Source organism: Westiellopsis prolifica IICB1 (genome assembly GCF_004323185.1).
In the GTDB taxonomy this organism is placed as follows: Bacteria; Cyanobacteriota; Cyanobacteriia; order Cyanobacteriales; family Nostocaceae; genus Pelatocladus; species Pelatocladus prolificus_A.
This window is the reverse complement of sequence record NZ_NAPS01000005.1, coordinates 15743-35240: the sequence shown is the minus strand read 5'-3', so window position 1 is coordinate 35240 and position 19498 is coordinate 15743. Positions and strand designations below refer to the sequence as shown.

Sequence of the window (19498 nt, the reverse complement as noted above, 5' to 3'; positions counted from 1 at the left end):
TTTGAGACTCTGAGTCGCATTTTTGAGACTCTGAGTCTCATTTTTGAGACTCTAGTCTCATTTTTGAGACTCCAGTTAAATTTCTGCAATCAACTCTTTGCTCTTGAAAGTCAAATAACTCAAGTTCTTGTAACCTAGCCCTAGCGCGGAAATATGAGGCTTTACTCATCTCAAGTTCTGTGGTGATTTCTAACGTTGAGGGCAGCTGCCAGTAGCGATCGCCAAAAGGATCTTTTTCAATTAGGTAAAGCCATAACGCCATTTCATGCTTTGTTAGTTTGGACTTTCTAAGTTTTTGAGACATTTCAGGAGTCAGGGGGTAAAATTTTCCCATCATGGCTGTACCTCCAGGGAGGTTACAGCAATTTCATCGCTCAAGAAACCAAGAGCAATAAGTTCTTTGATGGTGTGACTGACAGTTTCTTTTTTGAGGTTGCGTCTTGGCTTTGCTAACAAGGCAGGTGTGCATGAAAGTACCTTGAGTAAATTTCTTGATGGAAAAAGTGACCTCAAAGCTGGTAACTACTTCAAAATCCTGAGTGTACTTCCCTCGCCACAAAGGCAAGTAGTCCAGGAAAGTCTGGGTATCGTAGTTGATGCCCTATCAAACAAAGACAATAAAGGCAAGGGATCGCTGGTTCAAATGATTGAAATTGCCACCGATGATGAAATAGGAGCCGCGATGATGGCCATTGGGCGAAAGTGGAAGCGTTTGCGTCTGGGCCGCATCCACACTGAGGATGTTGAAAATCCGATTGCAGTATGATGTTATGAACATCACATTGTATCAGGATTTACATGGCAGAGTTATCTTTTGTTTCCTCAGACGATGTTCGCCGCTATTTGAATAGTTTACCTCTTCAACAAAAGGAAGCCTTGTTGGCAGAGGAATTGCGCTCTCTTTCGGCAGAGTCTAGGGCAAAGGTTCTCGGTCTTTCAAACTCAGGATTAACACTGCTAACAGGCTCAGTTACCTGTCTCAATTCGGACGTTGCAATTATCCAAAATACTTCAGCATTTGACCCCGAAACTGTGTTTAAATCCCTCGCAGACTTTTGGCAGTCCGAGACGAATAAAAACTCAAGTATTTAGTTGAGAAAATGTAGATTTAGCAGTAACCCTTGAAGCAGCACTGCGGCACAGGCGTGATCGCGCTTGTTTGCTTGCATGAGTATTATTTCTGCTGTACTTGAGGCGAAAGCGACGGCGGCTCCTATAGAGCATCACTGTTTGAAAATCGCCTCAGAAAAATTTGAGTATCTGCTTTTTTCTTGCACAAGGGCGATCGCTCCACATTTAGTACAATTGTACTGTAAATGGTGAAGTCGCCTTAGTCAAAACACTGATGTTGGATGCTTCCTTGTTTTTTGCTGGAAGCATCTTTTTGTTTAGCCATTAAAGTGGGCAGCCTACCCACGACTAAAGTTATTTATTTTACTGTTAAGAGTTAAGAGTTCCCTATCCTGAAGGGATTTGTAAGCATGATATGATGTTAACGCATTGAAGATACGCTGACCCTGGTTAAAACATAATAGAAAAGGGGATAAATTGAGATGAAAAAAATTTTTTGGGCCATCACTTGTGTTTTCTTAATGGCAGTAGCTTTTTCAGGACTCTTCCTCAACCAAGCCCAAGCATCACCAGTAGGAGTATGTCCTGAGGATGCAGCAGATCTTGCCATTGTTGTACTTCTTCCTGATGATAAAGACTGTACTTCTTACCATAGATGTAGTAAATCAGGTCCTATCAAGATGCCTTGCGCGCCCGGTACTTACTTCAATGCGGTTTTGGAAGTTTGTGATTCGCCTGAGAACTCTGGTTGTATACAGAGTGAGATTAACTCAGATCTTGCACCTTCTCAATAAGGGGTAGATGAGCAGCAGTGTCCAAACAAAGAGACAATGAGCTTTTTGGGCTTTGATTTTCGCCTAAATAGGCGCTCCCTCTGGATACATCAGTTTCACTCTTTTCTCCCGTAGTTTAGCTTCTTCGATACAAATTTCTTCAATTTGTTCAACCACATCTTGAGAAACACCTAGTTTAGCTGCCATTTTAGTTACAGTTGCCCTTTCCTGGTGACTATATTCTCCATCACTACTGCAAGCTTTAATCGCATCATAAACAAGATAACGTCGTGAACCAGTTGCCTCTGGAGCATCACCAATCGCCTTCTCGATATCTTCGTCGGCTTTATAAGATTTGATTTCCTCCACTAATGAGTTTGGTGCGCCAAAAGCACAAGCAAGCCCAATCACCCAGTCTCTTTCTTCTGCGGCTAATCTACCATCTCCATTGGCACAAATCAGAAGCGCCTTCAAATAACCGTTATAAGCTTCAACACTTGGAAGTTTGCTAAAGGTATATTTTTCTCTGAATAACCACAACAAACCCTCATTTTCAGTAGTCATGCTTGCCCTTGATAAATAGATTAAGGAAGTTTTTCAATGTCATTATCACATACAAAGATTTTTCCAAATTTCAATAACCGTGTATTTCCCACACCTGAAACTGTAGACCCAACCGCAGATACTCAACTTTGATGCAAGCATCCATAACCACATTTAGTCCCGCATCCAGGGCTTTTTGTGCTGATTGTTGGTCTGCAACACCCAGTTGCGCCCATACAGTTTTGGCATTGATGGCTATTGCTTCATCAACAATTTCACTCAAATACTCAGAACGGCGAAAGATATTAACAATATCCACCGATCCCGGAATTTCTTGCAGTGAAGAATAACTCGGTTGACCATCGATTTCCTTGACAGTAGGGTTCACAGGGTAGACGGTATAGCCCACACTCCGTAAAAATTGGGCGATTTGATAACTGGTGCGCTCAGGTTTATCAGAATGACCAACAACGGCGATGGTTTTGGCATGAGTCAACGCATCACGCATGGCGCTGTCATTTTCTTTGAGGAGAGGCATATTCTCAATCTCCCTATCAGTTGGGTGCTACTGCAAATGGTAGGTCACAAATTGCTATTGAGTGCGATCGCTTTCGGCGGGCGCTCCGCGCCATCGCTCCTTGGTTCTGGGGATTAGGGGCGATCGCACTTCGGTTGTGGAAAACGTTTAATTTAAGTGTCTCCCAGTAAAGGCAAAAATTTTTCTGTACTTGTCCGGATTAATATCAAGCCAAGATGTAGCTAAAATGCAGCAAACTATATATCATTCGCTACATCATGCGCTATGGGTTTAAAAGCCAAATAACCTCTAGGAAACTCTTGGTAATCAATCAACCAGAAGTTGGCAAGCTCATTCGTGAACTTCGGCTTTTGACTGGGCTGACACAAGAACAGTTTGCAGCTACTTTGGGTGTGACTTATCCCACTATTAATCGCTGGGAGAATGGGCGTGCTAAACCGTCGCCCTTGGCAATGCAAAAGATTGAGGTGCAGCTGCAAGAGATAGGAAAACAAGGTAAGGATTTGTTGGAGAAGTATTTGATGAATTAGGCGGTGTTACGAAGATTTTTAAACGCACTTGATAAGTAATTGTAAAGAGGTAATTATTGATGACTCTAAGTTTCACCAATGTAATAGCCAAAATAGCATCTGTTGATTTATTTAAAAGAAATAGTAGTACAGGCAGTATAGAGACTGGTATTTTTATTGGGCGTCCTTTTCATCTTGATTATGAAAAAGCATATATTTTAATTGCTGATGCTTGGAAGTTAAAAGCTAAAGGTATTCCTCAAGGGTCTTTTTTACTTGCTTATTATGAGAATGAAGATACCGTTCATGAGGTTTTACTGATGCGGGTTTTAAAGCCTGCCAAACTGCCTACTGACAATAATGTTATCAGTTCGATGATTGAGTATTATAAGGATAATCTCAAAACAAGCGGTAAAGATAGTCAGCTAGATAGCTACACACGGTATGAGTTTAGTTTTTCTGGTCTTGAGTGCAGAGTACTAGGAACTTTTTACAAAGATGATAAGGGCAATACGCGCTTTGGTGCTGACGTTGAAAATTTCTATAGCGCTCATAACTACAAAGTTGTAAAACCTAATCCTAACGTACTAGAATTACTTGTAAATTTCCGAGAAGAAGGTATCACGGGTAAACCAACTGACATCAAAATTGGTAAAGTGCGTTATAGCTCAAGTCTTCGTTTTCAAGCACAAGAAGATGACGTACCCGTATACGTAAGTCCAAAAGATTTTCTTGGTAAGCGTACTGCCCTTTTTGGAATGACCCGAACTGGTAAATCAAATACTGTTAAAAAGGTTATTCAAGCTACCGTTTCTATGAGCGAAAAGGCTGCTTATAAGCTCAGTGATAAGTTAAGTGGTAGTGATGCAGAAAATTTAGAGCCATTGACTGATGGTGGACTACCAAAATACCCAGTTGGTCAAATCATATTTGACATCAATGGTGAGTATGCAAACGCTAATATGCAGGATGAAGGTACAGCCATTTTTGAGATATATAAAAATAAAACAACTAGATATAGCACTCTTAACAAAGATGATTTCAAGGTAATGAAGGTTAATTTTTACCAAGATGTAATATCTGGTTTTGAATTAGTTCGATCACATTTATCTCAAAGTACAGGTAACTATATTGATAATTTTCGCGCAGTAGATTTCACTAAACCTCTGGACTATGACACTAATCGTTCTGTAAGTACCCGCTATGACCGAAAGGTTGCAGCTTATCTATGCTGTCTCTACAAAGCAGGATTTAGTGTGCCTAAAGGGTTTAATAATATAAAGTTTTCAGGTAACAAAGACCTAAATTTATTAGTTAAGGAAGATGGAAGTCTAGACCCAAGTAAAGGTATTTCAATCGAACAAGCAAGTGACTGGTTTACAACTATTTGGGACAATTATAATTTGGAGTTTTTTTCGGAATATAAGCGCAAAAACGGTCATGAATGGGCTGATGAAGACTTGAAAGCCATGTTAGTCTTTCTTTCCCGGAAGCGTACTCCTGGTGGTAGTGTCAACGTAGACGGTTTTATTAAACTTCGTAGTATTGCTGAGTTACATACTGATACTGTTAGTAATTCTTTCGAGATAGAAATTATTGAGGAGCTTCGCAATGGGCGGATTATTATTGTAGATTTATCCCAAGGCGACCCTGATATTCAACGTTTGTATTCTGAGCGAATTTGCCGACAGATATTTGCAGATGCAATGAATCGCTTTATTCAAAATACACCCAATAACTTCATTCAATTCTACTTTGAAGAAGCTCACAATCTTTTTCCAAAAAAAGATGATAAAAATTTAATTCAAGTTTATAACCGAATTGCCAAAGAAGGTGCAAAACTTAATCTTGGTATGGTTTATGCAACCCAAGAAGTTAGTTCAATTAGTTCTAATATTTTGAAGAATACTCAAAACTGGTTTATTGCTCATCTCAATAACGAAGACGAGACAAAAGAAATTAAAAAGTATTACGACTTTGGAGACTTTACTGACTCCCTAGTCAGATTTAGCGCGGATAGCGATAAAGGTTTTGTACGCATGAAAACCTATTCCAATGCTTTCGTAGTACCGACTCAAATTGACCGTTTCTCTAAAATTTAGGAAAGCAAGTAGTTTATGGGATATACAAGCAAGCATGGGCGGCGTCCGTCGGAGTATGCCAGCAAGTCTGCACATAGTCATATAATCAACGACTCGTCTCTACAGGAATTTCTTAACCAGTGCAATCTTCCTAAGTTAGCTTCAGAGGTTACGCTTGACGGGTGCGATCGCTTCATTTATCAGCCTGTAGCAAAAAATCCAATACGCAACGTTGTTGCTATTGATGGGGGTTATACAGAGGTAGCTGTACAAACAGGGTTCCCCTCATCAACTGTTTGCTTCTTCCAAATAGGTGCGCTCATCTTCAGCATTGATGACCTTGATGGAATTGACAAGCAGCCTTTCATTGACCCAGAGGATATGGCGAAGTTAAAGCAGATTCAGCGCCTAAAATTTACTTTACCTGTTCGCAATGTCCAGGTTAAAAGTGAGGGAACACTTATAAATTCGGTGCGCCGAACTATCTATGACTTTTTCTGCCAAAAGATTGATAATGATGAACTGATTGCTACATTACGTTGGTTTATTTTCCAGGAATATGAAGCAGATGTTCCAGTGTGGAATCTTGCAAGCTGTCCAATTTGCGGAAGCTCAAATATTCCCCTGCATCGGGAACAAATGAGTAATAAATATACTTTTACCTGCAATCATTGTAATGGTGAAATTTTTCTAACAGATGCATTTCGCTTGCATGAAGCCATAGATGAAGAATTAGGTGCTGGAGGTATTTTAGGCTATTTAATTAGTACTTTAGAACAGATTATTTTTGTTCATCTAATTCGGATCATCCTTAAAATTAAGCCAGATTTGTTGAATGAAATGCTGTTTATCAAGGATGGGCCACTTGCTTTTTTTGGGCAGACAGCAAATATGTACAAGCCCATGCGATCGCTTGCTAATTATCTCTTTAAAAACTACAACTTATACTTGGCTGGGCTAGAGAAAAGTGGTGCTTTTGTAGAACACGCAGACTGTATCTCTGGGAGCATCCCAATTTTGCAAAAATAGAGAGAGAAAAATAATTCGCGATGATATCTCGCGAATTATTTTTCTCTCTCTATTTTTGCAAAATTGGGATGCTCCCGGTGGTTTCTGTGTCACGTGATTTATGAACTCTGCCTATTTCCATCAAAAAATATGTTAGTTTTATAGCAGGAAATAGGTTAACCATTCCCACCGATTTCAAATGTTGTAAAAATAAGTGAATAAGGATTTGTAGTTTTTGTTTATGACGAAAATACATCCACCACTGCACTTGATGTATGGCAATACTTGTTTGATAACCTAATGTAGTTTCTACTGCAATTAATTTATCTTTAGCTTGATGATAAAACTGCATTTCCTTGTCAAAATCACCTGCTTGTTGGGCATTAGCAGCATCATCAGCTAATTGATAAGCTTCACTAATTAAATTACCTGCCGTTTCTGCTTGTTGTTGAGTATAACCAAGTTTCATATATATGGTAGCTGCTGCTGATGCCAATTCTGCAAACTTTTCAGCATCATGTAACCAATATATTTGTGCTTGTAGTTCCCCTAATGTAGCTGCCAAACTCTCATTCATGTTCAATCTAACTTTTCCTCTAGTGATTAGACATCTCCGAAAAAGAATATACAAGCCTTGTATAATCAGGGTCGATATCTCATTTCTGGAGAGGTCTATTGACCACAGCAGTATTTTAGATGTTAAGCGATCGCATTAGAGAAAACCCCAGACAGGCGATCGCTTCTCCCAATTTACCAGCCGTTTGGAAACAGCAGCAAGTAAAGTAGCAGCGAAAGTAAATTGATTGTGTTCGCTCTTCATTCTTAGAGGAAAACAGGAAAGCGATCGCTTACATATCCGCTGTACATGCGATCGCCAGTAGTAATACAAGTTTTGGAAATCGGGCGCTCGCACCAATTAGACCAGCAAATAATATTTCAGTGATTGCATAATAACCAGATGCGATCGCACACTTCTATTTATGTGGAAAAAGCCCAATTTTAACTTGAGCTTAACTCGGACAGTAGAGTCAAGAATTAATTAAAAATGCAGTAGCGCCTGCTTGTATCGAGGTTGGCGCTATTATTATTTTTATAAACACAAAAACAATGATTAAGGGTGTTATCGATTTGTTTACCTTTTTCAATGAGTTTCAGTCCGCGAATATAGGTCTCACTCAAAATCCAGGTAGGACTGTAGCAATCGCTGAGATTAAATTGAGCAAGGCTGCGCCTAATAAAGGCTAACATAGAGTGGGCAGAAGAACTACCAAAATCAAGCAGTACTTGAAACTCTGCATTAAATGCATCGGAGCATTTCTTATTGCTGGTCGCTACACCTAACGTAGAGGCACTAAGCGTTAGCCTTTAAAAAGGATGTCGTAAAGCGACAGCAGAATCTCTACCACAATCAGAATCACCACATACCACTCTACTCGCTGGCTACTACTATGCTGCATAAACTCCAGTACCGTTTGTGCGGTTCGGGAAATTAGCTCTAGTTTGCGTTCCAGGGCATTGTGACGCTCACGGATTTCGTATTCATCCTCTAAACGCAGATATAAGTTTTCTAGTTGTGGGGACTCCCACAGCAACTCCGGCTTATCGATAATCTCTACTCGACCCACTATCTTATGTTGAACTAACAGGGTAGTCCCAAGTTGACGCAATAATTCCCGACTCTTGCGTTGACTCCTGTTGTTACTTTGGAGACTAGCTGCAAACGGTTCAATTTGATCAAATACAGTTGCTAGGCTCATTTCATAATGAGAAAGAACAACACTTTTAGCAAGAATATCAGCCACTATCTGTAAACGTTCTACACTAAATTCATGCAGGAAAATTTTTCCTTCCTTAACTCGCTCACTTTCCGCAACATTGAGATGAACTTCCACTTCTTCTGTTTCGGGGTCGGTATAAGAGTCACTAACTTGAGAGGATAGTTGGGTTAAAAAGGCTACTTTCTCCACAGGCTCAAGGTTAAACAGAACAACTGCACCATAGTCCAGTAGCACGGCACAGCCGTGTTCACCTACTGTAACCATTAATGGCATAGTCGCTAAGCAAACGTAATTCTCCAATTTTTGTAAGTTAATCTTCTTACCAAGGAATAAGCCCTGCGCTCTAAAACTATCTCTGTCATGAAAAAGGAGTTTTTGCATTGTCGCCCAATACTATATTTTGTCTCTGACGGGAACACCAGGAAATAAATTATCCCAGATTGTGATGCAGGCAAGATGGACCCTACTCACCACTGACCAACATCGGTCAATCTGGGATTTACCGATACCGAGTATGCAAGAGCTAGCAGCGCAAGGGAAGTCATTTCACTATATTTTCTCCCTGAATTTAAATAAAACAGTAGCGCCTGCCTGTATTGAGGTTGGCGCTATTATTATTTTTATATACAAAAAACTGGGTGCGTTCGCGTAGCGTCTCCTTTGGAGAATCGCTCAATTGAAGGGATGATACACAGGAGTTCGCGCATTAATTAATAGCGGGTGAAATAAATCATCATGGGGGTAGAAGTGTAAAAACAAGAAACTAAGTAAATTAAGAACGACGGCAATTTTATAGATATACAATGACACGAGAAGTTACGGATGCTGACGGAATCACTTGGACATGCACACAGGCATATTCAGGTCTTGGGGATGAAAAGGAAAACAACACAGCTGCTCAAGTAAATGAGGAGCGCGATACATATTGGGTTGTCTGCACACCCAGCGGCGGTGCTAAATCGGTGCGGCTCGAACTACCTGGTGAATGGGAAAATTCCTCAAGGGATGAGGATTTGTTGAAGCAAATTAAGACGGGCTTGGAGAAATAAGGCAAATTCACGAGCTTTGGGTGCGATCGCTACTCCTCAATAAAGCCTTTTTGGGTGTGATCGTGTTATGCCGTAATACTAGGCTTTGCTTTTTGCGATCGCACTATTTAATGAGCAGATTCAATCATCTGGAAACTGCCAAGCTGAGATACTTTCTATGTCTTTGCTGTTACATCTAGTACATACAGCATCAAATGTTGAATCCATCCACTCATAGCCGCAGGCACGACAGTGGCAGAAAATATTATTGCGGTTGGCGTTGTCTATACCCTGATGCCATTGGTGCTGTTGCTCAGGATTGGAGAAGGGAAAATTGTCGGACATTTCAGTAAGCCTTATATTTCAGCATCAAAAGTTTAGCCAAACGGTTGCCCCCATCTCTCCCACATTTCCTTGTTAAATGGGGACTTCCACTTTTGAATTAATGCCTGCTCCAACTGTTGCCTAGCTTTTCTGTCATTAGGCGCGTTCCACCAAAACGCAATATTAACCGCAGTCTTTAAGCCATACTGATAATGCAAGTCTTGATAGCTGGCGATGTAATCTTTGCAATCGTGTATGCCCTTCCAGCGCTTGTTAGAGCGGCAGGTTTCACCCACATACAGCACTAAGGAAGCAGCATTATCAACTACAAAGTACAGACAACTGTCCCCAGGGCTGTCCGTCGGCATCCTCCAAAACGAGAGCGATGTCTGACGACAAGCCGCTTCGCGTCTACGCACCTGTAACTGCAACGGATCAATCTGGTCTGGGTCGCAGTGGTTTGGGGCAATGTCAAATAATGTCACCTGCTGAGGTGGCTTGCTCTGCCTCACTCGCTGCTGATAGTCCAAAATTTGAGATTTCCACTGCACCAAAGCATTGTGGCTCATCACCAGTGTTTCTGCTCTGTGCGCTGGTGTAAGTATCACGTCAGAAAATAGGTTTAGCTGGTTGTTTTCCAAGGTCGTCACGGGCAATGTAGCAACAAGTTGATTATTATCCCCTAGAACTGGAAATAATCAAGGGTGGGATTAATTGAAGGGAGCGATCGCCCTCTAGTTCCGATAAGATACCGAATATGAACGTCTGTAAACTTCTACTATAAAAGATTTCTGCAATTTTTAATTTTCAACAAACATCTAATTAAGCTTATTAGTTTTAAGCATAAGTACTAAGGCAATAAAAGCAGCTAACAATCCCAAAGAAGCACCAAGAATACTGACAATATTTAGAGAACTATAAAAATTAATAGCAATAGTGAAAAGTCCCACGAGCAATAAACTAAAAGCTGCTATTTTGATATTTAGGTAGTAAAGCTGTCTAAATATTCTATCGAGAGCTTTTATTAATTCATTATTATCCATAAATATTTCTCTAATTGGTTAATTAATTTTGCACTAAATAATTTAATCTAGTATTAGTTATTTGCTAATATTATACCAATGGGCGATCGCTTGATGACTAATCATTAACCAAAAATGTGTTATCAGTCTTAGAAAAAACTAGTTCACAACCAAACTCGACCACATAAACTTTTGTTAACTCGTACTCTTCGGCTCGTTCATCAAACAGACAATTAACTGTCTTTTCCTCCTGTTTACCTGAATTACAGTATTTAAATGTTGCAGTTATCTTTCGCGCTTTCATATACAAGCGAGGAAATTAGTAATAGTTAGGATGCGATCGCTACACGATTACTTCAAAATCTGGGCAATTCCCGTCATTTAGCCAGCCATAGGGATGTATCCCACAGACTAAGTGAATATCTTTATAAAATTCGCCATGATAATTACTGCATCCCTTACAGGCTAAGGGAATATCTTCATCTTCTTCCAAATCTTCATAGTCATACTCCACTAAATTACACCCACAGTTAGGACATACATCTATATCCCTGCCATAATCATCTTTCAAGCAAGTTAGAGGTTGCCAGTATTCACGTAAATTATCTGTTTTGAGTGAATAAAAGTATGGATAACTACAATTGTGAATCTCTATCTCACCATCTATATTTAAATCATTACTAACTTTTTTATAATAATCGTGAATCTCCCAGAATTGCTGCTCAGAAATTTTGGATGGTATTCCAGTTAGAACACTTGGAACCCAGAGTTTACCGTCATAATAAACCGTTGTTGCAAAAGAACAATAATCATTTGCAAGATTTTCTAAATTACATTGTTGTTCCGCTTCTTGGTAATCGTAGCTACGGTAAATTACCCTAATTGTTTTACCAATGGGGTATGTTTGTATTACTAAGTATTCTCTTTGCCCAAATTTGGGATTGTGCTTTATAGCAACACTTTCCTCTAAGAATTGAAAATCCTCTTTTGTGTCCATAGCTAGCTCCTTACTAATCTAGGTTTAGGATTCCCAATTTGTGAGGGCGATCGCTAAAAATAAAGGTGAGCAACTATGCCCACCTCAAAATTTAGTAGTTGGAATTCGAGCTTTATTTATTAAGTAAAATTGCCTCCACTTGATCTACTTCAAAGAAAATTTTCCAGATTTCACTGATTGGGACACCCTCTGCTTCGTTACTTATTTGTTGAAATAATTCCAAATTGTTTTCATTGTTGTCAATTATTTCAAAGCAACGAGCTACATACCTTGCGTTGGTGTCTTCGTCAAAGAAAGAGTATTTGTTAATGTACTCTTCTGGTGAGCCTTCACGCTTATCACAGCGTATATTCAAGTATTTATCAAATCGCTGTGAATTGTGATAGTGCAATATCGCCACTGAGTTTTCCCAGTCTTTTACCCAGTCTGAGCAAGTATCTAATGATTGCATTCTTTAACTCCTTAATTAAATACACACACCCAAGAAATTACCCCACCTTTGTCTTTTTTGACTGTACCTAATAATTCTCTCCCTAAACTTTTCGCGATTTGAGAACATTCTTGAGGAGAATTAGCTTGAGTTGCATCTTTCCCCTGATATCTGGGGTCGTTGTCATCTATGAAATCTTCGTACTTTTTCAGTACTGAATTTCCGGATTTGTCAGCAAGAATTCTCTTATTGTTAGAGCGATGCTGCCATACATAGTATGTAATGACACCAGTTACAGTAACAGTCAACAAAACTACACAACCAGCGCCAGTAGCACATATAGCTGGGGCTAAGGGTGCTAACGCTGGGTTTGCTTTGGCTGAGTCTCCTACAGAAATGGAGATGGGGACTTTATTGACGGTGGAGAATTCGTCACGACCTATGAAGTGAAAATTAACACAAGAAAAGGCGATCGCTACGCCGACACTGATGAGACGTGCAATTCTTCCGCTAGCTCTGTAATTTTTTGAACTAGTTAATTTAATAACAATATTTGACATAATTTAATAGCCCTCCTACAGGCAACATCTGTGGGTTGGGAAGTCCTCCGGTGTGTCAGCACCGGGGGCGCGATCAAGGGAGATCGCGCTTCTTTCCTTTGTTACAGCAACAACACTGCAACTGTCTTATATCGTAGCTCATTCAGCATACAATTAGAATCTATAAAGCATCTTTAAAGATGTTTTTGGGAGACTGGCGAATCTAAAGGCGTACTATAGGATGCGAAAGCGATGATAAATGGTGACGTGAGCAAACGATTTACTGTAACTCTTCCGGACTCAGTATTTGATGATTTAGAGGCGTTGGCAGATGCACAAGGCAGGCCAACAGCCAACCTAGCAGCTTTTTTGATTGAAATTGGTATTAGACAGGCTAAAGAAGGTGGCGAATTTCCAGAAAAACAAAAAACCTCCTCCAAAGCTAAGAAGGCTAAAGAGGACGGATGAATCAAACGACTATCAACCTATTAAGTACGCCACACCATGAGAAAAAGCGATCGCCTTCAAGCGTGATTACCTTGGTATGGACACAAAAATAGAATAATTTTTAGAAGATAAAAAATTGTGTGTTGAACTTGCTATGAATAAAAATACTCCCTTTTCTGAAAATTTGCTTCAGCCAATTCAAACCCCCAAGATAAGCGAAAATTTGCTTCAGCCAATTCAAGCCCCCAAGGTAAGTGAGGACTTGAAGGATAAGTTTGCTTCTTTGTTACAACCTCCTGCTCAAAAGAAATAGGTAAATTCAGGCGATCGCACGAGTTGGTCGCCTTTTTAATAAGTTGGGTGTTGTCATTATCTGTTGGAGTGCGATATGCCATCCGGCACGCTATGCGATCGCCACTCTAAAAATTGAATTTAACCAGAGCGATCGCACTCCAATTGCGTGTTCTAACAGTGAAGCAGAACAGCTAGAGGCGTGTTGTTGTGGAATTTAAAGTGAAAATTCAGGAAAATTTCGTCCTGTTCCTGTATAAGAAGATTAAGTCCATATTCTGCTTCAAATTATGCCTCTAGACTTCTGTGGACAAAATCTCCGTGTAGAGGTCAAAACCTTGAAAGTGTAAATTTTTACTATACTTGTGAACGTGTAAGTCTGCCTACAATCCATAATTTTGTCAAAATTATTTTTTATAAACGAGAAAAACTATGGACAACCAAAAAAATCAGCAACCTCAAGACCAATCAAAGTCAAAAATTTATGATTTTTTAACTGACTTTAACAATGTGCTTGAAAAGCATGGAATAGATGAGCCTATTCTGAATAAGGAGTTAGACAAGCTGAAGATGTCAAATAGTATTGAAATGTCATTATCTAATCCAGACCTTCCACTTCGTTTAATATGTAATTTTAAATGGGAGAATGGACGTTTAGAAGTTAAATGTACTGAAGATAATTGAATATGATTGAAGATTTCTCTCATCAAAATCTTAGAGGTCAATCTTTTAAAGATAAAAATCTTCAAGGTTCAAACTTCAGCCACGCTGATATTAGAAGTGCAAATTTTACTAACGCTAACCTTAAAAATGCAAACTTTAGTCATGTAAAAGCTGGACTGAAGCCAGATATTGCAGTGCTTCTACTAAATATTGCTTTTGTTTGTTTAGCACTGTCAGGTTTTGCATTGGAATTAGGAGTTAGAGCAGTATTAGCAAATCTAGACTCGAAACCTATTACTAGTGTGACTGTTTTCTTTTTGTTAGTAACTTTTTGTATTGTTACTATCCTACGTGGGCTAGCAGGAGCAGCGTTAGTAACTGTAACCATAGCTATCATAGTCACTGTAGTAGGGGCTGGAGTTGGAATAGGATCTGGCCCTGAAGCTGATGCTATTATTGGAGCCATAATTGGAGTTGTAACTATTGCTTTGGTTGGGCTTGAAGTGGTAGCTGTCTCTATAGCTGGGACTGTAGCTATGGCTATAGCTGGAATTACAACTATTACTGGAGTTGTTGCTTCTACTCTCGTTGGAACTTCCGTTGCAGTTATTACTGGTATCGTAGATCAAGCTACGGTCGTAGTTGTAACTATTACTGGAATTGCAACCATACTAGGTGTATACACTGCTATAAGAGCATTGGCTGGAGAGCAAAAATTTGCTTTTATTAAATCAATAGCTATTGGCTTTGCTTCTATTGGTGGAACCATTTTTCGAGGTGCGGATTTAACAGATGCCAATTTCTCAAAAGCAATGCTCAAGAACACAGATTTAAGAAAAGCAAATATAAATTGTACCTGCTGGTTCCAAGCTACAAAACTTGACCTTGCCCGTGTTGGAGCGAGTTATCTTGAAAAACCACAAGTGCAGCAGTTGTTAACAACTGGAATTGGAATTGGCAAAAACTTTGATAGTTTCAATCTGCGAGGTGTGAACTTACAAAGAGCTAACCTAACAGATGCTAGTTTTATTGGTGCAGATTTAAGTGAAGCCAATTTGCAGGACGCTAATTTATCAAGAGCAAAGCTGAAGCAAACTCAGCTAGACGCAACTGACTTTACAGGTGCTACTCTCACCGGAGCCTACATTCAAGATTGGGGTATCACCAGTGACACCAAGTTTGATGGTGTGAGGTGTGAGTATGTGTATATGCGACTTCCTACCAAAGAAAACCCTGATCCCTGGCGCAAACCAGATAATCGAGAAGAAGTATTTGCAGATGGGGAATTCGGTGATTTCATCAAACCAATTGTTGACACACTTGACCTTTACCATAACCAAGGCGTTGACCCCCGTGCGATCGCGATCGCATTCAAACAACTAGCTGAAAATAACCCAGATGCCGAATTAGAAATTGTGGCAATGGAAAAACGGGGTCAGGATAAGTTTTTACTTAGAGCCAAGACAACACAAACAGCTGATAAGTCTCAACTAAGTGCTGAATATTTTGAAACTTATAATCAGCTTAAAGGCTTACCAGAGGGAGAATTAAGAGCATTAATAGCAGAAAAAAATATACAAATTCGTAGACTAACAAATATGGTAATGACAGCGTTAGAGCGTCCTAGTTTTTACACCGAAAATCGCACCATAAATATGGATAGCGGTAATTACAACGAGGATATTCAAGGTAATTATCTTGAGGGAGATTATTTAGAAGGAGAGCAATCAACTGAATAAAAAAATACTTTGATGACTTAAATTTTCTAAATTACATGTTTATCAAAAGTATGAAAAAAATTTTAATATTATCAGCTAATCCCAAAGATACAAATAAACTGCGTTTAGATGAGGAAGTGCGGGAAATCCAAGCTGCATTGGAACGTTCTAGAGCAAGAGAAGAATTTGAATTAATTACCAGATGGGCAGTTCGCATTGATGATTTGCGCCGTGCTTTATTAGATAATGAACCACAAATTGTACATTTTTCTGGTCACGCTACGAAAAATAATGGTGTAGATTCAAATAATAATTATGAGCAGCATCAGCGCAATGCTATCCGTTTAAATTCTCAATCAGGTGGCATAGCTTTAGAAAATAACTCCGGTCAAATGCAACTAGTTAGTACAAACTCACTAGCAACCCTATTTGAGTTATGTAAAGACTCAATTGAATGTGTACTACTTAATGCTTGCTACTCTGAAGCTCAAGCAGAGGCAATCTACCAGCATATTGACTGTGTTATTGGCATGGAACGCGCTATTACAGATAAAGCTGCTATTAATTTCTCGGTAGCATTTTATGATGCTCTTGGTGCTGGGAGAAACTATGCAGATGCTTTTCAATTTGGCTGTAATAACCTTGATTTAAATGGCATACCAGAGTCTTTAACTCCAAAGATAAAAATTAGAAATAATTCTAAAACTTTATTCATACCTAATTCCAAGGAGAAAAAAGCAAAAATGGCTGATAGACGAATTATTAATGTGGGTAGTGGTAATTATAACGAGCGTATTGAAGGTAACTATATCCAAGGTAACTACTACGAGAAAGGACAGCCCCAAAGTCTTGCTGAAGCTGCTGCCGAGATTAAGCTATTACTAAAACAATTAGAGCAAACTTACCCAACCACTACTACATCACAACAAATGATAGTAGCAGCAGAAGCCATAAATCGAATTGAAAGCAACCCAACCTTGAAAAAACGAGTAGTAAATGCGGTCAAGGAAGGTGGTTTAGCTGCTTTTGAAAAAGCTATTGATAACCCAGCAGGTGCTTTTATTGTTGGCGCTATCAAAGGCTGGCAGGAAGTAGAAGCACAAGATTAAGGAAACTGAATTAACATACTTCTAAGTTCGTAGTTTGCCAATTTGCAGCCTATAGATTAAAAAATTAGCTCGTGCGAAAATATGGAAGAGCAGAACCCGCCTGAAAACCGCGATGTCAATACTGGAGGGGGTAGTTATAATGAACGGATTGAAGGCGACTATATTCAAGGTAGTGTTTCCTATATCTATAACTACTATGGATATAGCTACCGTAAAGAGATTAATGATGCTCCTGTTCAAGGTGGAAATACTCCCAATTATGATAATCTTCGATGCCCTTATCGCGGCTTATTTCACTTTATACCAATTCTCTATGAAGATGCATAGAATAAAGCTTCATGAAAGAGAGCTTCGAGGATGAAATCATAACTTGTCAAAGAGGAGATTAACTCAGAAGATATTTGAGCTAATTCGTGTTGAATTCGTTGGCGCAGTTGTTGTAAATTAGAAAAGTTTTCCCCCTTGAACTGGCGTTTAATAAACTGCCATAATCGCTCAATTGGGTTGAGTTGAGGGCTATGAGCAGGTTGAAAGATAGGGATGAGATTTTCTGGCCAAGACAGTGCCAAGGCTTGATGTGCWGATGGTTGATCCATTTGCATCAGTGCCATATCATCACCCAGTTCTTGGGATAGGATATCCAAGAATTTCTGAAAATTCTCACTGTCCAGATGAGGATATTCCTGACAAAAATGCCATCCTGTTAATGGTTCAACGACTCCATACAGCCAGAATGCCTCTCTTGGCCACTGTACGCTAGCTWTGGGTTTGGTACCACGAGCAGTGATCACTCGCCCAGTTTCCGTTTTCAACCCTAGCCTGGTCTCATCCTGACACAGATAACGCAGTCGCTTTCCTTGACCTAAAAGCTTTTGCAAGGTGACAAAGGCGTGGGGAATGTTTTTTTAAACAGGCTCACAGCCTGTTCATCCTGTTGTTTACTCACAGGCCGAGGTATTTTCAGTTTCGCCTGGAGTTGATAGCGTACCAGACGATAGACTGTCTTATATTTGACTTCTACATGAAATTCCTGCTTTAACCACTCTACGATTTCCCCATAGCTGCCGAACCCCTCAGGACATTTCAGTTTCTCCTCCAGCCGCGATCGCATTTCTGGTGTGATCTTGGGAGTTGCCCCAGGTGATGTTTTCACCTCTAATAATTTCCCTAGCCCCCCTTGCCGATACTTTTGTAACCATCGTGTTACTGTTGAGCCATCTCTACCTAGTCTCTGGCTCAATTGTTGATGCTGTGTCACTTGTCCTGTTTTGATCCACCACAGAAGAAGCAATCGTTCTTTTTCCACAGATGTCCGAGCCTTGCTGAGACTTTTGGACAAATACTCAGCACTCTCTGATATTTCTAGATTGAAACCGCGTGCCATTGTTTACTTCTGGTCTTGAATCTTTGGCACTCTCTATTCTACTATTCTATGCAGCCTCACATAGAATTGGTATTACGCGCTCTCATATCCAGAATTTGCAGATCAGTTGAAAGCTGACATAAAAATCAGGTCAATGAATCGCTCTGAACTATTAGAGGTAATTGTCAAGCCTGCCCAAAAGTTGGAAGTCACATTTCAAGATGGACTGATAGAACGCATTTTAGATGATGTAGAGTCCGAACCAGGGAACTTACCTTTATTGGAGTTTGCTTTAACTAAGTTGTGGGAGAAACGCACCGATAAGCAATTAACTCATGCAGCTTATGAGGTAATTGGTGAAGTGCAAGGTGCTTTAGCTAGTCACGCAGATACAATTTACAAGAATTTAAATGCTGCTAAACAGCAACAAGTAAGTCGAATTTTTATGCAATTAGTCCGCCCTGGTGAAGGTACTGAGGATACGCGGCGGGTGGCAACGAAAGCCGAAATAGGTGAAGAGAATTGGTCATTGGTGCAACATTTAGCCGATGCACGATTGGTGGTCACAAGTCGTAGTGCTGACAGGCAAGAAACTGTAGAAGTTGCCCATGAAGCTTTAATTCAGCATTGGCAGTTATTACAAAGTTGGATTGATGAAAATCGCAGCCAAATTATACAAAAGAATAGAATTGAACGATTGACTTGTGAATGGCAAGAAAATAAAAAGTCGCCGGATTATTTACTGCAAGGGAAACAATTAAACGAGGCTCAGGCATCCCAAAAGAAAGAATCGGCAAGCTTAAAATTATCGAGTTTAGCTACTGAATTTATTCAACAAAGCATCAAGTACAGGCGAAACCATCGCTTCAGGCTAATTGGCTTTGGTTTTATTCCTTTAGTTGCTTTAGCTGTATTTTTAGGATTTACTATAACCAGAGAATTCAAAATTAGTCAGTTGCGGAGTACTGTTGAGCAGGCTAAGGGACAGAAAGATAGCCCTGCACGAATCCTCGCACTTCAAGAATTGATCAAGCTTGGTGTCCCCCTTAATAATATTCCCCTCAATGGTGCCTACCTCAATGGTGCCTACCTCAATGGTGCCTACCTCAATGGTGCCAATCTCACTGGTGCCTACCTCAATGGTGCCAATCTCTCTAGTGCCAACCTCACTGGTGCTTTCCTCTCTAGTGCCTTCCTCTTTCGTGCCATCCTCTCTCGTGCCAGCCTCTCTAGTGCCAATCTCACTGGTGCCAGCCTCTCTAGTGC

31 protein-coding genes are annotated in these 19498 nt (G+C 39.9%); 17 read left to right on the top strand and 14 right to left on the bottom strand.

Translation table 11 applies throughout. From position 1 onward, the window contains the following. Positions 1–37 precede the first annotated feature (37 nt). Positions 38–337: a hypothetical protein gene (locus B4U84_RS28165; RefSeq protein ID WP_131121394.1), complete on the bottom strand. Its 300-nt coding sequence runs from the start codon at positions 335–337 to the stop codon at positions 38–40. Between the two features lie 90 nt (positions 338–427). Here B4U84_RS28165 and B4U84_RS28160 point away from each other — a divergent pair, with 90 nt between their 5' ends. The 4 genes from B4U84_RS28160 (at position 428) to B4U84_RS28150 (ending at position 1865) form a co-directional block, all read left to right on the top strand. After that, positions 428–766, top strand: a complete 339-nt coding sequence (locus B4U84_RS28160; RefSeq protein WP_131121393.1) for a hypothetical protein — start codon at positions 428–430, stop codon at positions 764–766. Positions 767–798: 32 nt separating this feature from the next. Beyond that, positions 799–1092, top strand: coding sequence for a hypothetical protein (locus B4U84_RS28155; protein ID WP_131121392.1), 294 nt, complete (start codon positions 799–801; stop codon positions 1090–1092). A 75-nt stretch (positions 1093–1167) separates the two neighbouring features. Next, positions 1168–1323 carry a hypothetical protein gene (locus B4U84_RS30925; RefSeq protein ID WP_165490382.1) on the top strand — a complete coding sequence of 52 codons (156 nt, stop codon included), beginning with the start codon at positions 1168–1170 and terminating at the stop codon, positions 1321–1323. A gap of 230 nt (positions 1324–1553) precedes the next feature. Then, entirely contained in the window at positions 1554–1865 is a 312-nt protein-coding gene (locus tag B4U84_RS28150; protein ID WP_044447891.1) for a chitin binding peritrophin-A domain-containing protein, read from the top strand. Between the two features lie 63 nt (positions 1866–1928). On the opposite strand, the gene B4U84_RS28145 is transcribed toward B4U84_RS28150, so the two are convergent. Continuing rightward, positions 1929–2408 (bottom strand): tellurite resistance TerB family protein, encoded by a 480-nt coding sequence (locus B4U84_RS28145; protein ID WP_044447889.1) that lies wholly within the window; start codon positions 2406–2408, stop codon positions 1929–1931. 70 nt (positions 2409–2478) lie between these two features. Then, the gene (locus B4U84_RS28140; protein WP_131121391.1) at positions 2479–2925 is read right to left on the bottom strand and encodes a CoA-binding protein; all 447 of its coding nucleotides are present in this window, start codon (positions 2923–2925) and stop codon (positions 2479–2481) included. 20 nt (positions 2926–2945) lie between these two features. Between B4U84_RS28140 and B4U84_RS30920 the strand changes: the two genes are divergently transcribed. The 4 genes from B4U84_RS30920 to B4U84_RS28125 all read left to right on the top strand — a co-directional run bounded on the left by B4U84_RS30920 (position 2946) and on the right by B4U84_RS28125 (position 6544). Continuing rightward, entirely contained in the window at positions 2946–3095 is a 150-nt protein-coding gene (locus B4U84_RS30920) for a hypothetical protein (protein ID WP_165490381.1), read from the top strand. Positions 3096–3182: 87 nt separating this feature from the next. After that, positions 3183–3455 (top strand): helix-turn-helix domain-containing protein, encoded by a 273-nt coding sequence (locus B4U84_RS28135; protein WP_131121390.1) that lies wholly within the window; start codon positions 3183–3185, stop codon positions 3453–3455. A 59-nt stretch (positions 3456–3514) separates the two neighbouring features. After that, on the top strand, positions 3515–5536 hold the full coding sequence (locus B4U84_RS28130; protein WP_131121389.1) for an ATP-binding protein: 2022 nt from the start codon (positions 3515–3517) through the stop codon (positions 5534–5536). Positions 5537–5551: 15 nt separating this feature from the next. After that, a complete protein-coding gene (locus B4U84_RS28125; RefSeq protein ID WP_131121388.1) occupies positions 5552–6544 on the top strand; it encodes a DNA double-strand break repair nuclease NurA in 993 nt (330 codons plus the stop codon). A 49-nt stretch (positions 6545–6593) separates the two neighbouring features. On the opposite strand, the gene B4U84_RS28120 is transcribed toward B4U84_RS28125, so the two are convergent. The 3 genes from B4U84_RS28120 to B4U84_RS28110 form a co-directional block, all read right to left on the bottom strand. Further along, complete coding sequence (locus B4U84_RS28120) at positions 6594–7100, bottom strand: hypothetical protein (RefSeq protein WP_131121387.1); 507 nt, start codon at positions 7098–7100, stop codon at positions 6594–6596. Between the two features lie 135 nt (positions 7101–7235). Next, the gene (locus B4U84_RS28115; RefSeq protein WP_131121386.1) at positions 7236–7436 is read right to left on the bottom strand and encodes a hypothetical protein; all 201 of its coding nucleotides are present in this window, start codon (positions 7434–7436) and stop codon (positions 7236–7238) included. Positions 7437–7881: 445 nt separating this feature from the next. Continuing rightward, entirely contained in the window at positions 7882–8682 is an 801-nt protein-coding gene (locus B4U84_RS28110) for an RMD1 family protein (protein ID WP_131121385.1), read from the bottom strand. A 422-nt stretch (positions 8683–9104) separates the two neighbouring features. Here B4U84_RS28110 and B4U84_RS28105 point away from each other — a divergent pair, with 422 nt between their 5' ends. Next, the gene (locus B4U84_RS28105) at positions 9105–9350 is read left to right on the top strand and encodes a hypothetical protein (protein WP_131121384.1); all 246 of its coding nucleotides are present in this window, start codon (positions 9105–9107) and stop codon (positions 9348–9350) included. Positions 9351–9470: 120 nt separating this feature from the next. Here the strand turns inward: B4U84_RS28105 and B4U84_RS28100 are convergent, their stop codons facing one another. From B4U84_RS28100 to B4U84_RS28070, 6 genes are all read right to left on the bottom strand, one after another. Next, the gene (locus B4U84_RS28100; protein ID WP_131121383.1) at positions 9471–9674 is read right to left on the bottom strand and encodes a hypothetical protein; all 204 of its coding nucleotides are present in this window, start codon (positions 9672–9674) and stop codon (positions 9471–9473) included. Between the two features lie 32 nt (positions 9675–9706). After that, positions 9707–10303: a GIY-YIG nuclease family protein gene (locus tag B4U84_RS28095; protein ID WP_510650819.1), complete on the bottom strand. Its 597-nt coding sequence runs from the start codon at positions 10301–10303 to the stop codon at positions 9707–9709. Positions 10304–10471: 168 nt separating this feature from the next. Then, the gene (locus tag B4U84_RS28090) at positions 10472–10696 is read right to left on the bottom strand and encodes a hypothetical protein (RefSeq protein ID WP_096679711.1); all 225 of its coding nucleotides are present in this window, start codon (positions 10694–10696) and stop codon (positions 10472–10474) included. A 322-nt stretch (positions 10697–11018) separates the two neighbouring features. Beyond that, positions 11019–11672, bottom strand: coding sequence for a hypothetical protein (locus B4U84_RS28080; protein WP_131121381.1), 654 nt, complete (start codon positions 11670–11672; stop codon positions 11019–11021). A 112-nt stretch (positions 11673–11784) separates the two neighbouring features. Beyond that, complete coding sequence (locus B4U84_RS28075; protein ID WP_131121380.1) at positions 11785–12123, bottom strand: hypothetical protein; 339 nt, start codon at positions 12121–12123, stop codon at positions 11785–11787. A gap of 11 nt (positions 12124–12134) precedes the next feature. Further along, positions 12135–12662 (bottom strand): hypothetical protein, encoded by a 528-nt coding sequence (locus B4U84_RS28070; RefSeq protein WP_131121379.1) that lies wholly within the window; start codon positions 12660–12662, stop codon positions 12135–12137. 231 nt (positions 12663–12893) lie between these two features. On the opposite strand from B4U84_RS28070, the gene B4U84_RS28065 reads away from it, so the two are divergent. The 7 genes from B4U84_RS28065 to B4U84_RS28045 all read left to right on the top strand — a co-directional run bounded on the left by B4U84_RS28065 (position 12894) and on the right by B4U84_RS28045 (position 17196). Continuing rightward, complete coding sequence (locus B4U84_RS28065) at positions 12894–13109, top strand: ribbon-helix-helix domain-containing protein (protein ID WP_131121378.1); 216 nt, start codon at positions 12894–12896, stop codon at positions 13107–13109. A 133-nt stretch (positions 13110–13242) separates the two neighbouring features. After that, a complete protein-coding gene (locus tag B4U84_RS30915; protein ID WP_165490380.1) occupies positions 13243–13401 on the top strand; it encodes a hypothetical protein in 159 nt (52 codons plus the stop codon). 43 nt (positions 13402–13444) lie between these two features. Further along, positions 13445–13600 (top strand): hypothetical protein, encoded by a 156-nt coding sequence (locus tag B4U84_RS30910; RefSeq protein WP_165490379.1) that lies wholly within the window; start codon positions 13445–13447, stop codon positions 13598–13600. 211 nt (positions 13601–13811) lie between these two features. Next, complete coding sequence (locus B4U84_RS28060; protein WP_131121377.1) at positions 13812–14063, top strand: hypothetical protein; 252 nt, start codon at positions 13812–13814, stop codon at positions 14061–14063. A 2-nt stretch (positions 14064–14065) separates the two neighbouring features. Then, on the top strand, positions 14066–15781 hold the full coding sequence (locus B4U84_RS28055; RefSeq protein WP_131121376.1) for a pentapeptide repeat-containing protein: 1716 nt from the start codon (positions 14066–14068) through the stop codon (positions 15779–15781). 50 nt (positions 15782–15831) lie between these two features. Further along, positions 15832–16869, top strand: coding sequence for a CHAT domain-containing protein (locus B4U84_RS28050; protein WP_131121375.1), 1038 nt, complete (start codon positions 15832–15834; stop codon positions 16867–16869). Positions 16870–16950: 81 nt separating this feature from the next. Further along, the gene (locus tag B4U84_RS28045; protein ID WP_131121374.1) at positions 16951–17196 is read left to right on the top strand and encodes a hypothetical protein; all 246 of its coding nucleotides are present in this window, start codon (positions 16951–16953) and stop codon (positions 17194–17196) included. Here the strand turns inward: B4U84_RS28045 and B4U84_RS28040 are convergent. Together B4U84_RS28040 and B4U84_RS28035 are read right to left on the bottom strand one after the other, a co-directional pair. Then, positions 17181–17747, bottom strand: coding sequence for an IS630 family transposase (locus B4U84_RS28040; protein ID WP_165490378.1), 567 nt, complete (start codon positions 17745–17747; stop codon positions 17181–17183). The genes B4U84_RS28045 and B4U84_RS28040 overlap by 16 nt on opposite strands. Beyond that, positions 17732–18253 carry a helix-turn-helix domain-containing protein gene (locus tag B4U84_RS28035; RefSeq protein WP_131115777.1) on the bottom strand — a complete coding sequence of 174 codons (522 nt, stop codon included), beginning with the start codon at positions 18251–18253 and terminating at the stop codon, positions 17732–17734. The genes B4U84_RS28040 and B4U84_RS28035 overlap by 16 nt, the downstream gene beginning before the upstream one ends. Positions 18254–18386: 133 nt before the next feature. On the opposite strand from B4U84_RS28035, the gene B4U84_RS32015 reads away from it, so the two are divergent. Next, positions 18387–19498: pentapeptide repeat-containing protein (locus tag B4U84_RS32015; protein ID WP_278248366.1), on the top strand; the 1112-nt coding region annotated here is incomplete at its 3' end.